Here is a 15383-nt window from a genome sequence, read left to right as displayed (position 1 = left end):
CACGGCGCCCACTGGGCGCCCCAAATCGAGATTTGAAAAAGGCTAATAGGCTTCCCGCTGATAGATTAGTCCGCCGGGTCGACTGAACACACCGAAGGTGGCCTTGGCCGACGGGTTGTCCATAGCCGACCCGCTCCAAATGTATTTCAGCCAGGACGGAACCACTACCTCAACGTCAGTACTGCCGGTATTGCCCTGCCCTGGCGGCTGTAGATTCAGATTGAATTCACCCGCCACCGGTGGCTGTACAAACAACAGTGAAGAATCGCTCAGGTCATCCGCCGCATATGCCCCTGCCACGGCAGCCGACGTGTAGATCGCGGTATTGCGGCTGCCCCCGGCGATGACCACCTGGCCGACCGGGCTTTTTAATCCTGCGGTCAATCCGGCAGTGCAAAGATCAGCGCCATTGGCCACGAATCCATTGGCACTACCCGCGTAGTATTCCACCTGCAACGGCACGTGGAGTGGCAGCAGCTCAGATCCTTGGGCATTCTGCATCGCCATGCGGCCATAACGGATTTCCACGCCCGCCGGCGTGAAACTTTGCGGCATTCCAGCTGCCGTGACACCGTCATCATCCGTGATACTTTGCACCGACAGCACCAGGTCGCTGGTAAAGGGTGCCACCCGGTCGTTGGCGGTTCGATCATAGGTGAAGGTGTCACCCGAGAGCCCGAAATCCAGCGTACCGTTCCCGTTGTCGATCAGGCCGGGCATACCGATGCTCCAGTTCAAACCTACCTTGGTCACGCCATCCGCACCCAACTGAGTCCCATCACTGGTGATATTGGGCATGTTGATACCGCTCAGCGGGAGTTTATTGTAGGCGCCCGTGTAGTTCTGCGTGGTTACTCCACTGCTGTTTCTGGCGGTGATGATGGCCGCAGGCAGTTGCGGCGCAGCGTAGCCTATTGGGGTTCCCGCATAGCTGAAACCACTCCCGGTACAGCTGTTGAGCAGTGCCCCGTGATCGGTGATCGCGAAGGAGAAATCGGCCGGTATGAAGCGCCCGATATAGGGGGAACAGAGCGGCACGCCCTCACCCAGGAAGGGGTTCAGGCTATTCTGCTGGAGTTGGATAATGCCCACCTCGCTGTAGCTGACACCGCCCTTGTCAACACCGGTGGCGGCGACGGTAAAAGCGGCATCACCGCCTCCGTGCACCAGACTGCCGGGATTGCCACCAGCGGGTTGCTGCAGATCGGCACCGGGCTGACCAATGTTCCAGGCCGGCACCCGGGCGTAGAGGCCGGGGTCCGTGAGGGTTGAACTGGCGCAGCTGTCCCACAAACCGTCATTGTCATTGTCCCGACCCGGCGCCCAGCGCAGGCTCTTGTAACCGAGGGTAAACGGCTCGCCCGCACTCTTGAAGGGATTCCCGTCGGCATCCTGCGCCCGGGTATTACCCGTCGCATCGGCGTACACCGCCAGGGGCCGGATAACGAAGCCGTTGCTGGTGTCACTGGCCGCAATCGTTGTGCCTGTCGGCACACCGTCCGGGTCGACTGCCGGTATCGCCATTTCCACCCGCAACTGGTAGCGACCCGCGTCCTGTGAGGTGAAACTGAAGGGGGCAGTGCCGTTCCCATCGAAGGCGAGCTGGAGCATCTGACCGCTGCCAGCAGCGGTCAGGGTCGCGCTGCTCGCCGCGACAACCGAAAGGCTGTCGTCATTCAGCCCCTCACCGGCAACCGGCAGCAGATAGCTGAACATGGCATCAAGGGTCTGGTTGCCAACACCCGGAACACAGGCACCCGTCGCGTTATCGGTTCTTACCACCCGGACCCGCTGAGTCGTGGCGCCGTAACCGGTTTGCGAGGGCTTGCCGGCGATCTGGGTCGGCACCGCACTTTCGGGCGAGCCATCACCATCATCTCCATCCAGCAGAATGCCGGTTTCGGCAAATATCATTTCACAGGCATTCCCGCCACTACTGTTGATGCATTCCACGCTACTGGCCGTCACCGGTGAACTGGCTGTCGCGTCCAGCACGACACTTCCTGCCGTGGTGTGGCTCAGACTGACGCTTGCAGTACCACCGGTAAAGGTGACCGGGTCCGGGTTCCAGCCGCCGGCGGGAGAACTGAAATCGAGTGTTACCTGACCCATGTACAAATTGCTGCAGGTCGCATCGGCACAGGCACTGACCGTGACGGTCTCCCCCATGCAGGTGAGCCCCTGCCCATCATGTTCGAGGCGGATATGATCAAGCCCGGTTGCGACACAAGGATGGATCTCATCCCTGACCGCCTGTATCTGACTCTGGCTGAGCGCCTCCGTGTAGACCCGTACTTCATCCAGACTGCCCTTGAATCGCCAGCGCGGAACCGCCTCCCCCCCGGCCGCATTGTTTTCCCCGCCGATACTGGCAGCCCCGGGGTCGCTGCCCCAAGTACCGGTATAGACCGAGCTGGTACCACCGGTATTGAGCATCACGGCAATCCCGTCGACATAGATCGTACGAGTCTTGGCCGTGACATCATGTACCGCCGCCACATGGTGCCAGGTACCTGCGGAAATCACCGGGTTCTGGGTATCAACGATTATGGGATTCACGCTGCGGGAGAAAAAGCGCAATTTTCCATTGCCACCATCGCCCAGACTGAGGGCGAAGCCACCGTTGTTGGTCTGATCATCGGCAAAGATCCGCTGGTCGTTACCCAGATCGTCCGCCTTGATCCAGGCGGTAATGGTAAAGCTGTCGGTCAGATTGGGCAGTCCTGCCAGATCCACATAGTCATCGCTGCCATCAAAGACTCCATAACGGCAGGTTCCCGGGCTACCTGAAACGACCGGGTCCGTGGCAGCGGTCGTGGCATCATTAATCCCGGCCCCATGATAGCCATTGCCAGTGACATCCTGCACTTGCCCCCAACTCGCTTCATCCATGCGCCACTCGGCCAGTGGACTGAGCGGGCTGGCATTCAGTTCAAATTCCCGGGCACCGGTGTAGCTGTCGCCATGGTTGTCGAAAATACGTACCCGCAACAGACGGCCGGAGACTGCGGTAAACGGAAATTCCTGCCAAGTGGTGCTGACAGCGGTGGCGGAAAAGAGATGCGCCGGACCGACCGGCTCACCATACACGTCAATCTCGCGGAGGCCGGTGTAACTGTCGCCATAATTGGAGATGGTTCTCAGCCGGAAGCCGGTAACATCAGCTATCGGCACTCCACCATTGACCGCCGCAACTGTCCACTCCTGCATGGTTGATGTGTTGGCGGCGGTATAGGTATACACCGGGCCATTGAACGGGCCGACAATCTCGATCTCGCGAATCCCCGTGTAGCTGTCACCATAGTTGTTAACAGTAAGCAGCCGAACTCCAGTGACATTGGCAATGGCACTACCCATGACGGCGGCAACAGACCATACCTGATCGGCACTCGAAGCGGCCGCCGTGTAGGTGTAGGTGGTGCCACTGTTTGGGCCGACAATCTCGATCTCGCGAATACCGGTGTAGCTGTCGCCATAGTTGTTGACGGTACGCAATCTCACACCGGTGACATTAGCGATGGCACTGCCCATGACAGCAGCCACGGTCCATACCTGGTCAGTACTCGAAGCGGCCGCCGTGTAGGTGTAAGTGGTGCCATTGTTCGGGCCGACAATCTCAATCTCCCGAATACCGGTGTAACTGTCACCATAATTATTCACCGTGCGCAGTTGCACCCCGGTGACATTGGCGATACCACCGACCGTCCACTCCTGCGTGGCGGCCGAATTGACGGCAGTGTAGTCGGCCAGTTTGGTCCAGCCCCCGGCGCCGATCCGATACCAGATCTCAAAGTCCTGCACACTGCGACTTCCGTTGTAGTTATTGAGACGGAATTTGTCGAAGGTGATGGCATCACCGGTGGCACCGTCCTGATCGGTATCGAAGGTAAAGCTCAGGATATTGTTGTGGACCCCACTCTGACTGAGCCAGAAGGTGTTGCTTGTACCATCATTCAGGCGGCTGGCCGGGTAGCTACCGAGCTGCGAGCTGGCCGACACCGTGCCACCCTCGAATTCGAGCGCATAGTTGAACTCGGCGAACGGACCGCCGGGCGCCGGCAGCTTCTGCCAGGTGCCGCTGTTTCCCTGCTCATATTCCACCTGAAAATCCTGCACGCTGCGGGTACCGCTATGGTTATTGAGGCGGAGTTTGTCGAAGGTGATGGCATCACCGGTGGCACCGTCCTGATCAGTGTCGAAGGCGAAGCTCAGGGTATTGTTGTAGCTGCCGCTCTGACTAAGCCAGTAGGTGTTGGCGGTGCCATCGTTCAGGCGGCTGGCCGGGTAGCTGCCGTGCTGCGAGCTGGCCGACACCGTGCCACCCTCGAATTCGAGCGCATAATTGAACTCGGCGAACGGACCGCCGGGGGCCGGCAGCTTTTGCCAGCTGCCACTGTTCCCCAGCTCATATTCCAGCTGAAAATCCTGCACGCTGCGGCTGCCGTTATGATTATTGAGGCGAAGTTTATCGAAGATGATGGCATCACCGGTGGCACCATCCTGATCGGTATCGAAGGCGAAGCTCAGGGTATTGTTGTAGCTGCCGCTCTGACTGAGCCAGTAGGTGTTGGCCGTGCCATCATTCAGGCGGCTGGCCGGGTAGCTGCCGTGCTGCGAGCTGGTCGACACCGTGCCACCCTCGAATTCGAGCGCATAATTGAACTCGGCGAACGGACCGCCGGGGGCCGGCAGCTTTTGCCAGCTGCCACTGTTCCCCAGCTCATACTCGACCTGAAAATCCTGCACGCTGCGGCTGCCACCATGATTGTAGAGGCGGAATTTTTCAAAACTGATCGCGTCCCCCGTCGCGCCGTTCCAATCCGTGTCGAAGGCAAAGGTGAGTAGATTGCCGTAGATCCCACTCTGACTCAGCCAATAATTGTTGGCTGTACCATCATGCAGGCGACTGGCCGGATAACTGCCGTGCTGTGAAGTGGTGGATACCAGGGTACCGCCCTCTCCCCAATGCAGGTAATTGATGGCATCCACAGGATTGGTATCGGCCGGAATCCGGGTCCATCCGTCCCGCCCCGTATCGGCAGCGAGACCGGAATCGTCGGCATAAAGCAGTAGAAAATCCTCAATAGACCGGTTACCACCGTGATTGCTTAATCGAAACCCATCAAATCGGCGCTGCGGATAAGCGGCACCGAAACGGAAAATAATATCATTGGTGAATTGTCCCGATGACGACAACCACTGCGCTGTCGTGCTTTGGTCGTTGAGCCTGGATGCCGGATAGCTGCCAAGCTGTGAACTGTAGTGGGTGATCACGCCACCAGCAGCCGGATCGAGAAGATTATCCGCCGCATATGCCCCACCGTTACAAGCCAACACAACTGTTGCTGTGAGAATATGACTGACAGCTTTCATGGCCTGAATTTTCATCCTCTCACCGTGGCGCGCAAGCGTCGTGCAACGTAATCGGGCGTACCGAATACACCGCGACTGGCATTCACCTGAACATCGTAGAGCGTGTAACTGGATGCCCCTTCGGTCACCGGATAGGCAGTGCAGCCGGACAGCGTAATAATAAATCCATCGGTGCTGAAACTGCTGGGTACGCTGGGGCAGCTGTTATTGGTATTGATCTGATACACCGCCCATTCCAGCCCACTGGATGCCGCATACCAGGCGCGTACGGATTGCAATGACAGGGTGGTGGTGGTCTGCTGGGACATATTCAACCGCACCATGTAACTCCCCAGTGCCGCCAGCACCACCAGCATGAACAGGGTGCTGATCAGGGAGAATCCGTGCTGCCCTGGTGTTACCTTTACCACCCCGCCGACAGCTCCGTTCATGGCATATTCACCAGATGCGCCTGCTGCAGCAGGGTAATGGATTCACTCTGCTCCTGCACTGTGAGCTCCAGGGTCACCAGCCCATTGCGGGATGGGGTGCCCGGGGTATAAGTGAAATTGCAGGCGCTGACCTGATCCACCAGTAAGGCATGTTCTGCCGGATTGCTCTGAGCCAACAGTTCCGCATGACTGTCTACGGCATTCTGGGCAGCCTGCAGGTTGTAGCCCTGATAGCGTCGAATAGTCCCGCCGCCGGGATCACAGAGATAGGTGATGGGTGTATCGACAATATAGAACCGCTGGTCCGGTGAACTGGCCGGAAAGGCCGTCTGTAGACTGGAAAATCCGTTATTGAAAAAGTTCAGTGTGATTGGTGGACCGGCATTGACCGCACTGATGGTAGCCGCGTTATCCCGGTTGTAGGCGTTACTTCCCGACAGTCCGGTGTTGTAGATCACCAGACAGGAGGCGTTCATGCTAGCGCAGTCATTGACATTGCTCCCCGCCTGGACCAGTGCGCTGTCGGCGAGCAGCCCCATTACCTCAAATTGCATATCAGCATCCGCCGGGTTGAAACTGAGGCGCAGAGAATCCGCCTCGGGCGCGGCACGGTAAAGCCCCCCTGTCACTACGTGCAGAAACTCCAGGCAGGCACCGGAACAGCCGATACGCACACTGTTGGGCAGGGCGTCCCGCAGCTCCCGGGTCATCCGCACCAGCGCCGTGTCCGCCCGATCCACCAGCCGTGCGCGGCTGGCCTGTGACTGATACATCTCCACCGGTCGCTGGATCAACTGGGAAGCGGCCACGGCAATAACACCGCTGATCACGATCACCACCACCAGTTCGATCAGGGTAAAGCCGCATTGACCGCTGCCCCCGGCGTGTGAGTTGGGCCAGACAAGCCCCCTACTGCAGGCCGGGACACCAACCCGGCCCGACTCCGACACCTTGAATCTTGAAACAACCGCCTGTAGGAGCGGCGCCACGCCGCGATTCGGCCCGAGGGCGAGCCTCCTACCGGTCGCGCGGCAGACCGAAAGGGGGCCGCTCCGGGTCAATAGCTGATTTCCTGACTCTATCGTCATGTCAGTTCAGCCTGTAGGCCACGACAGGCACATTGATACCAGCCTGTCCATCGTGGGTCACGGTGATGGCAATGCGCAGCGCCGGACTGCCAGCCCCAGGTCCCAGCGTGGTCCCCGTCACGGACACCGCGATGTTGTAGCCCTCCAGACCGGACACCGTGGCACCATTCTGATCCAGGGCACCGGCACTGTTGTTAAGGCCGTGATAATCCCACACATCATCATAGGTGGCACGGATCTCACCGCCTTCAGGCCCGTTCGTCTCGACCCCGTCCGGGTCGGACAGCGGCTGGGTCAGTATCTCCTCCATGTAGGACTGGGCGATGGCGGTCGCCTGTTCACGAAGCATGGGATCGGCGCTGGAGAGAATGGTCTGGGTCATCACCATCAGAATACCTGTCGCCGCCACCGACAGAATCACAATAGAGACCACCAACTCGATCAGGGTGACACCGCGCTGTCTGGAGCGGGACATGCAAACCCGCACCGGAACCTGGTGTTCGCTGGGCGCTGATGCTTCCTGATCTGTTTTACGGCGGACACGGCCCGCCCAATGGGGGTGGATTTTCCACAGCTGGATGTCTGTTGGGCTCACCATAATCAGTGGACATACCCGGTCTGTGGTTCGACAGTGATGTTCCGGCTGCCAATGGTGATTGGGGTAGCGGTTGTCAGCAGAGTATTGGTCGCGCTGTTGCGTGGTCGCCCGAGCGTATCGAAATAGAGTGCAGTGGCACTCAGGGTGACCCCGCTCGGAGCTGTACCGCTATAGCCGGCACTGTCACTACCGGGCAGGCGGACCGCGGTAGTAAAGGCGCCGCTGTTGCAACTGGCACGCTGATTCAGCTGGTAGCCGGTGGAACTGATGGACACCTGGGTGTCGCAACCGGTGGCAACTGCCAGTTTCTGGCCGAATCGCACCGCCTCCCCCAGTTCATCGCTGAAACCCCACTCCAGGAAGGTGAGTTGATTGAAGAAACGCGGCATACCCACCGCCATCAGCACCCCTACCAGCAGCAATACAACCACCAGTTCCACCAGGGTAAAGCCGGCCTGACCGGGTCGACCCCTTTCCAATAAGCAAAACGGGCACCTGGAAGGTGCCCGTTTTTCAGTTGGCGATCGGTAAGTCACCGTATACAGTACTCAAGTAATACCAAGAAACGACGCCGAGGAAACAACGGGTCGATGTGGCATTTATTGAATTCGACTCCACTCCAGACCCCGCATGCAATCCCAGTTGCAGATTAGAATACTGAATCGACCGTCACTGCACCATTACTGACGTCATAGGTGATACTCATGTTGCCGGCCGGCTGGTAATCATAGGTGCAAATACTGCCAGACGCACTCGCCACGTAATCTACCGTGCCAGCCGCTGTTCCAGCCGGAGGGGGATTCTGCATGACACCATTCCAGATCTGTACGCAACGATTCGCATCTGGGTTGGTATTGACGCCGTTGGTTGAAGTTGGCCAGCCGTTGGCATGCATATCCACCGTGCCATCGCCAAAGCCGACAAGATTATCCACCGCTCCAGTATGCCCATTTGCCACCCACTGGGCATGGGCCAGTGATATGGCCGAACCCAATCCGCCCCCGGCACCCTTCACTGCAGCGATATGGGCATCCTGTTGCACATCCATAAACCGGGGCAGCGCCGTCGCCGCCAGCACACTGAGAATCAGGATCACCACGACCAACTCAATGAGAGTAAAACCTGCCTGTTGTTTCATCTTCCGCTCCCGTTGTTGCACATATTTTTGTTACCAATCTTGTTGCGGGGACATGCCAGCAAACGTCTGATTGCAAACGCAGGCTTGATGGGCACGCCGTGCTTTGCCATCCTGCATATCCTGGGTCGGCACGGCGGTCAAATTAATAAAATGGAAACCGCTAAGTGCGCAAAGGTCGCGAAGTGAATATCTTTATAACTTTGCGTGCTTCGCGCACTTTGCGGTTAGACTCCTTCCAGAATTTGACCCCGACCCTCTGGCGCGCCTCATTTAATCCCACTACCCAAGTATTTCGCCCAAGCCATCGGAAACTTTAATATTTTTAATGGAATTTAATCCGGTTTCTTAACTGGAGGTTGCCGACGCCAGGGCAACGGGCAGTTCCAGGTGATTTTCAGATGGCGGAATATGGGGGCCTGCCCATCCGGTTCACAGCGGCAGACGCCGATAATCTCGGCGATCTCCCCGTCGACCTCCAGCAGTGGCACCCGTTCCCGCATCCAGGGGAGCACCCCGGCCTCCTGCAGCAGATGTTTGATTTTTTTATTGATTCCCCGCCCCAATGGCCGGCAGGTTTCACCGCCCTGGCGGAAGCGAATCCGGTAACGTCCAGGCTCAGGCGAAACTCCCGCCACACCCTGGTTATCCTGAAATCGGAGCGTACCCAAGCCGGCCGGAAGCGACAGCTCGGACTCGCCGCGCCAGACCAGGGAATGGCAAGGATCGAACGACGGCAGCGGTGACATCAGGTAGAGACGGTCCCGGTACCGTCGTATTTCCGCGCCGCGCCAGCTTACCAGCGGATTGCCGTCCAGCCGCGACCCTAACACCTCGGTAATGATCCGTTCCAGGATTGCTGATCCGGGCAACGCGTACCCACTTCGCCCGATCCAGAGCCTCAGCAGTGCTGCCAATTGGCCCGCCGGAAGGGCGTTCAGTAACGATACGCAAAGTGTGCCATCCGCAGGATCATGGATCTGTTCCAGTTCCCGGGAAAGCAGGGCTTCTATCAGCCGGTCCGCCTCGGCACAGTGGCCGGCACTGCGCGACAGGGTTCGGGACATGGCCGGCCAGCGTGCTTTCAGCAGCGGGACCACCTGATGTCTCAGGTAATTCCGGTCGAATTCAATGTTCTGGTTACTGGCATCCTCGATCCAGTGCAACCCGACATCGGTCGCATACCGGGTCAGTTCATCGCGCGTGCTATCCAGCAAGGGTCTGGCATGTATCCCCTTATCGAAGCGGGTCAGCTCCGGCATCGCCGCCAGACCGCTCAAACCGGCACCGCGCAACAGCTGCAGCAACAGGGTCTCTGCCTGATCATCCTGGTGATGCGCCGTCAGCAGCATCTCCCCCGGCCGGATCTCCCGGGCCAACACACCATAGCGCGCCTCACGTGCCACAGCCTCCAGGCTCTCGCCCTTGATCGGCTTCAGTTGCAGGGAAAAGGTTTCCAGCGGGATATTCAGTTTCCGGCAGACCGACTGGCAGTGCCCGGCCCAGGTGGTCGACTGGGACTGCAGGCCATGGTCTACGTGGATCGCTCTGAGTGGGGCCGGCAGGCGCTCCCCCAAAACCACCATCGCATAAAGCAGGACATGTGAATCCATCCCGCCACTGAAGCCGATCAGATAGCCGGTTGGCAGAGAAAATTTTGACAGGGTATTCAGCAGATGATCGGGGCTGAATGACATGGCTGGATTGAACTCCGGAGGGGCATAGGAACGGTTTCAGCCGCGATGCACCAAAGTTTTATCGCAACTGAAGCTGATCCCAGGATGCATTGCAGTCATTTAACCCCGATGCGCACAAAATCAGAATAATCAGCTCTGGAAAGCGCCATATCCCATCAGTCGCTGATACCGCTCCTCCAGCAGTTGCTCCATGGGTTTCGCGTCGAGCAGTTGCAATGATTCCAGCAGCGCGCTTTTCAGGTATTTAGCCGCACCCTCCGGATCACGATGGGCACCACCCGATGGTTCCGGAATGATGGCATCAATCAGGTCCAGTTCCTTGAGCCGGTCTGAGGTGATCGCCATCGCCTCGGCTGCCAGCGGCGCCTTGTCGGCGCTCTTCCACAGGATCGAGGCACAACCTTCAGGTGAAATAACCGAATAGGTGCTGTATTCCAGCATCATCACCCGATCCCCCACGCCGATGGCCAGTGCGCCACCAGAGCCCCCTTCTCCCATGACGGTACAGATGATGGGCGTTTTCAGGCCGGCCATCACCAGCAGGTTTTTCGCGATTGCCTCGCTCTGGCCCCGCTCCTCCGCTCCTATGCCGGGATAGGCCCCTGGCGTATCGATAAAGGTCAGGACAGGCAGTTTAAAGCGCTCTGCCGTCTCCATCAGGCGCAATGCCTTGCGATACCCTTCGGGACGCGGCATGCCGAAGTTGCGGAACAGTTTTTCCTTGGTATCCCGCCCCTTCTGCTGACCGATCAGCATGACCGGACGACCATCGATGCGGGCGACACCGCCGACAATGGCATGGTCGTCAGCGAATGCACGATCGCCGTGCATCTCATGGAAATCGTCAAAAATATACTCGATATAGTTGAGCATATAGGGGCGCAGCGGATGTCTGGCCACCTGGGCGACCTGCCACGGCTTCAGGTTCTGATAGAGCGATTCTGTAAGTGACCGGCTCTTGGTTTCCAGACGGGTAATCTCGTCCTGGATATTGATCTCGTTATCATTGCCGACCAGGCGCAACTCTTCGATCTTCGCCTCGAGTTCGGCAATCGGTTGTTCAAATTCAAGAAAGTTCATGTCCATGGGCGAAATATACCGGATTAGGTTGGGATAGAACAGATCATCGGGCCATCCAGGTGATCAGCAATAACGACAGTCGTTGGGGATGGGGGTCAGGCTCAACTTACAGGTTGGGATGAGCTTGGGAACCCCAACAAGTTTTCATCTTTGTGCTCCCTAATGTTGGGGTTCGGTCCTCAGTCCAACCCACGAACTGTTTTCTGTATCAGGCAGGCGTGACTGCTTCGGCCCGCTCCATGACTCGACCACGAGAGTAGATTACCTCGACCGACTCCATATTCAGCAGACGGGAGAGTTGCCGTAACAGCTCATCGGCCGGATGCACCCGCCAGCTCTCGTCGCAGCGCAGCGCAGCGGCGGCAGTGTCCCCCTGATAGCAAATTTGAAGATCACACACCCCCCCCTGATACGGTGTCAGCACGCTACTCAGCTCTTCGGCAAAATCTTTAGCTGTCAATTGCCTCCGCGACAGCAGACGATGATTCCAGGTGAGTCGCAGGGCCGTGGCATTCAACTCCCGCGCCTGCTGGAACTCCATTACCTGATCAACCCGGATACTCAGCCCCCCCCGGTACTCGTCATAGTTCAGATTGCCCGCCACCAAAAGAATCCGGTCACTCACCAGCAGATCCTTAAACGCCTCGTACGCGTCGGAAAACAGCGTGATCTCGATCCTGCCGCTACGGTCATCCAGCACCACCGTACCCATGCGGCCGCGCTGGGTCTGGCGATGACTTACTGAGAGCGCCAGCCCCGCCACCATGACCCGCTGCTTGGAACGCTTCTGATACCCACCGCCATCTCCACCCACACCCCCATCCAGGGAAAGATTGCCGATCCGGGTCACGCCCAATCCGCCCATCTCCGGCACATAGCGATCAATCGGATGACCGGTCAGATAGAGACCCAGGGTCTCCTTCTCACCCTGCAAGCGGATTTCATCCTCCCACTCCTCGCTATCATCCGGGATCATCTGCCCATCAATCGCCGCCTGCGGTTGAGGGGCGGCGATACCAAACAGATCCTCCTGCCCCGCCGCCAGGCTGGCATGATGCTGCTCGGCCATCTTCAATGCCAGGGGGAGTTGAGCCATCAGGCTGGCGCGATTGGCCCCCAACTCATCCAGCGCCCCGGCCCTGAGCAGGGATTCGAGCACCCTTCGGTTAACCTTGCGCTGGTCGATGCGGCGACAGAATTCAAAGATATCCTTGAACCGGCCACCCGACTTCCGTGCCTCGATGATACTCTCGATGGCCGACTCACCCACCCCCTTGATGGCGCCCAGCCCATAGATCACCTCACTCCCGTCACCCACCGTGAACATATATTCGGAATGATTGACGTGGGGTGGGTTGACCACCAGATTCATGCTGCGGCACTCATCGATCAACGTCACCACCTTATCGGTGGTATCCATATCCGCCGACAGCACCGCCGCCATGAATGCCGAGGGGTAGTGCGCCTTCAACCACATGGTCTGGTAGGAGACCAGGGCATAGGCGGCGGAGTGGGATTTGTTGAAGCCGTAACCGGCGAACTTCTCCATCAGGTCGAAAATATAGGTAGCCACTTCCTCATCCACACCGCGCGCCACGGCGCCTGCACGGAAGATCTCTCCCTGTTTTTTCATCTCCTCGGGCTTTTTCTTGCCCATGGCACGCCGCAGCAGGTCGGCGCCCCCGAGGGAGTAGCCGGCCAGCACCTGGGCGATCTGCATCACCTGCTCCTGATACAGGATCACGCCATAGGTGGAGCGAAGGATCGGTTCCAGATCCGGGTGCGGGTAGACCACTTTTTGTTCCCCGTGCTTACGGGCGATGAAGTCATCCACCATGCCCGACTGCAGCGGACCGGGGCGGAACAGGGCCACCAGCGCGGTGATGTCATCGAAACAGTCCGGCCGCAGCTTTTTGATCAGCTCCTTCATGCCGCGGGATTCGAGCTGGAACACCGCCGTGGTCTCGCACTTTTTCAACAGGGCAAAGGCTTCGGTGTCATCCATCGGGATCAGGGTAATATCCACCGGTTCCTGACCCTGTTCCTGGCGCTTGCGGTTGACCGTCTTCAAGGCCCAGTCGACGATGGTGAGGGTCCGCAGACCCAGAAAGTCGAACTTCACCAGCCCCACCTGCTCCACATCGTCCTTGTCGAACTGGGTAACCAGGTTGGCGCCTCCCGGCTCACAATAGAGCGGCGTGAAATCGGTCAGCAGACCCGGCGCGATCACCACGCCGCCGGCGTGCTTGCCGGCATTGCGCGCCACACCCTCGAGCTTTTTCGCCATTTCGATCAGCTGGGTCACCTCCTCCTCATCGCGGAAGGCGGCCGCCAGATCCTCGCTCTCCTCCAGCGCCTTGTTCAGGGTCATACCGATCTCAAACGGGATCATCTTGGCGATGCGGTCTGTAAAGCCGTAGGGGTGACCCAGTACGCGCCCCACATCCCTGACTACCGCCTTGGCCGCCATCGAGCCATAGGTGATGATCTGGGAGACCGAGTCGCGGCCGTATTTACGCGCCACATAGTCGATCACCCGATCCCGGTTATCCATGCAGAAGTCGACATCGAAATCGGGCATGGAGACGCGCTCGGGATTGAGGAAGCGCTCGAACAGCAGTTCGTGCTCGATCGGATCGAGGTCGGTGATCTTCAGCGCGTAGGCGACAATGGAGCCGGCACCCGATCCACGTCCCGGTCCGACCGGAATGCCGTTATCCTTGGCCCACTGGATAAAATCAGCCACGATCAGGAAGTAGCCGGGGAAACCCATCTGGTTGATCACATCCAGTTCAACCTGCAGGCGATCATCGTAGACCTTGCGTTTCTCGGCGTACGCAGGATCGGCCCGGTCCAGGATAATCTCCAGCCGCTGCTCCAGTCCGCGCATCGACTCCCGGGAGAAAAACTCCTCAATGGTCATGCCTTCGGGAATGGGAAAATCGGGCAGGAAATTTTGTCCCAGAGTCAGCTCGATATTACAGCGTCGCGCGATCTCCACGCTGTTTTCCAGCGCTTCCGGAATATCTGCGAACAGCGCCACCATCTCCTCCGGCGTGCGCAGATACTGTTCCCGGCTGTAGTGTTTGGGTCTACGGGCGTCATCCAGGGTACGACCCTCATGAATACAGACCCGCACCTCATGGGCCTCAAAATCATCCGGGGTAAGAAAACGCACATCGTTGGTGGCCACCACCGGCACGTCCAGACGGGTGGCCAGGTCGATACTGGCATGGAGGCAACGCTCTTCACCTTCGCGCCCGGTGCGGTGCAGTTCCAGGTAGAAGCGATCACCAAACAGATCGAGCCAATGTCGCAGACGCTGTTCCGCCTGGGCCGGGTTCCCCGCCAGCAACGCCCGGCCAATATCTCCGGCACGGCCGCCGGAAAGGGCGATCAGCCCTTCGCAGCTCTCGCGCGAGAACCAGTCGCCTTCAAGCATCGCCTTGCCCAGGTGCTGACCTTCCCGGTAGCTTCTGGACACCAGGCAGGTGAGATTTCGATAGCCCCGGGAATTCTGCACCAGCAGCAGCAGTCGAAAGGGGTTGTTGGGATCTTCCGGATCCCGTACCCAGACATCCACACCGCTGACCGGCTTCACCCCGGCGGCAATGGATGCCTTGTAGAACTTTACCAGGGAGAACAGGTTTGACTGGTCCGTTACCGCCACTGCCGGCATGCCGAGTTCGGCTACCCGGGCAACCAGCGGCTTGATCCGCACCAACCCATCAACCAGGGAGTATTCGGAATGGACACGCAGATGGATGAAGGCTGGATGCATAGTGGCGATATTGTAACCCAGTCGTTAACGGATTTTCAGATTGAAATCATACCCGGCCCGACATTTCCTGTCCGTGGAATGGCACAGATCTCACACATAAAATGAGAAACCGCCAAGGGCGCAAAGTGTATACCTTTATGGCTTTGCATACTTCGCGCACATTGCGGTTGTATTTCTTTCACCGGCACCCGACGACGCGC

The 15383-nt window shown here is 58.6% G+C and carries 9 protein-coding genes; all 9 read right to left on the bottom strand.

Annotated features, from left to right (window positions below; genetic code table 11):
* Nucleotides 1-42: 42 nt before the first annotated feature.
* Nucleotides 43-5373, bottom strand: coding sequence for a DUF6701 domain-containing protein (locus ACHZBF_RS06610; RefSeq protein WP_321527995.1), 5331 nt, complete (start codon nt 5371-5373; stop codon nt 43-45).
* An 11-nt stretch (nt 5374-5384) separates the two neighbouring features.
* Nucleotides 5385-5804, bottom strand: coding sequence for a pilus assembly protein MshP (locus ACHZBF_RS06605; RefSeq protein WP_321527994.1), 420 nt, complete (start codon nt 5802-5804; stop codon nt 5385-5387).
* Nucleotides 5801-6892 (bottom strand): prepilin-type N-terminal cleavage/methylation domain-containing protein, encoded by a 1092-nt coding sequence (locus ACHZBF_RS06600; protein WP_084609939.1) that lies wholly within the window; start codon nt 6890-6892, stop codon nt 5801-5803. The genes ACHZBF_RS06605 and ACHZBF_RS06600 overlap by 4 nt, the downstream gene beginning before the upstream one ends.
* A gap of 1 nt (nt 6893) precedes the next feature.
* A complete protein-coding gene (locus ACHZBF_RS06595; RefSeq protein ID WP_029133048.1) occupies nt 6894-7367 on the bottom strand; it encodes a type IV pilus modification PilV family protein in 474 nt (157 codons plus the stop codon).
* Nucleotides 7368-7492: 125 nt separating this feature from the next.
* Nucleotides 7493-7969, bottom strand: a complete 477-nt coding sequence (locus ACHZBF_RS06590) for a prepilin-type N-terminal cleavage/methylation domain-containing protein (RefSeq protein ID WP_321527993.1) — start codon at nt 7967-7969, stop codon at nt 7493-7495.
* A 170-nt stretch (nt 7970-8139) separates the two neighbouring features.
* Complete coding sequence (locus tag ACHZBF_RS06585; protein ID WP_273438978.1) at nt 8140-8628, bottom strand: type II secretion system protein; 489 nt, start codon at nt 8626-8628, stop codon at nt 8140-8142.
* 332 nt (nt 8629-8960) lie between these two features.
* Nucleotides 8961-10322 carry a tRNA lysidine(34) synthetase TilS gene (gene tilS, locus ACHZBF_RS06580; protein WP_321527992.1) on the bottom strand — a complete coding sequence of 454 codons (1362 nt, stop codon included), beginning with the start codon at nt 10320-10322 and terminating at the stop codon, nt 8961-8963.
* A 129-nt stretch (nt 10323-10451) separates the two neighbouring features.
* The gene (gene accA, locus ACHZBF_RS06575) at nt 10452-11408 is read right to left on the bottom strand and encodes an acetyl-CoA carboxylase carboxyl transferase subunit alpha (RefSeq protein WP_029133046.1); all 957 of its coding nucleotides are present in this window, start codon (nt 11406-11408) and stop codon (nt 10452-10454) included.
* Between the two features lie 202 nt (nt 11409-11610).
* Nucleotides 11611-15183 (bottom strand): DNA polymerase III subunit alpha, encoded by a 3573-nt coding sequence (gene dnaE / locus ACHZBF_RS06570; protein WP_321527991.1) that lies wholly within the window; start codon nt 15181-15183, stop codon nt 11611-11613.
* Between the last annotated feature and the right edge of the window lie 200 nt (nt 15184-15383).

Origin of the sequence: Sedimenticola selenatireducens, from assembly GCF_963675335.2 — a bacterium.
In the GTDB taxonomy this organism is placed as follows: Bacteria; Pseudomonadota; Gammaproteobacteria; order Chromatiales; family Chromatiaceae; genus Sedimenticola; species Sedimenticola selenatireducens.
The sequence above is the reverse complement of the archived record's forward strand: the minus strand, read 5'-3'. Positions and strand labels throughout refer to the sequence as shown.

Coding starts and splice junctions, on each gene's coding strand:
- ACHZBF_RS06610 (WP_321527995.1), bottom strand. CDS start 5,373: ATGAAAGCTGTCAGTCATATTCTCACAGCAACAGTTGTGTTGGCTTGT.
- ACHZBF_RS06605 (WP_321527994.1), bottom strand. CDS start 5,804: ATGAACGGAGCTGTCGGCGGGGTGGTAAAGGTAACACCAGGGCAGCAC.
- ACHZBF_RS06600 (WP_084609939.1), bottom strand. CDS start 6,892: ATGACGATAGAGTCAGGAAATCAGCTATTGACCCGGAGCGGCCCCCTT.
- ACHZBF_RS06595 (WP_029133048.1), bottom strand. CDS start 7,367: ATGTCCCGCTCCAGACAGCGCGGTGTCACCCTGATCGAGTTGGTGGTC.
- ACHZBF_RS06585 (WP_273438978.1), bottom strand. CDS start 8,628: ATGAAACAACAGGCAGGTTTTACTCTCATTGAGTTGGTCGTGGTGATC.
- tilS (WP_321527992.1), bottom strand. CDS start 10,322: ATGTCATTCAGCCCCGATCATCTGCTGAATACCCTGTCAAAATTTTCT.
- accA (WP_029133046.1), bottom strand. CDS start 11,408: ATGGACATGAACTTTCTTGAATTTGAACAACCGATTGCCGAACTCGAG.
- dnaE (WP_321527991.1), bottom strand. CDS start 15,183: ATGCATCCAGCCTTCATCCATCTGCGTGTCCATTCCGAATACTCCCTG.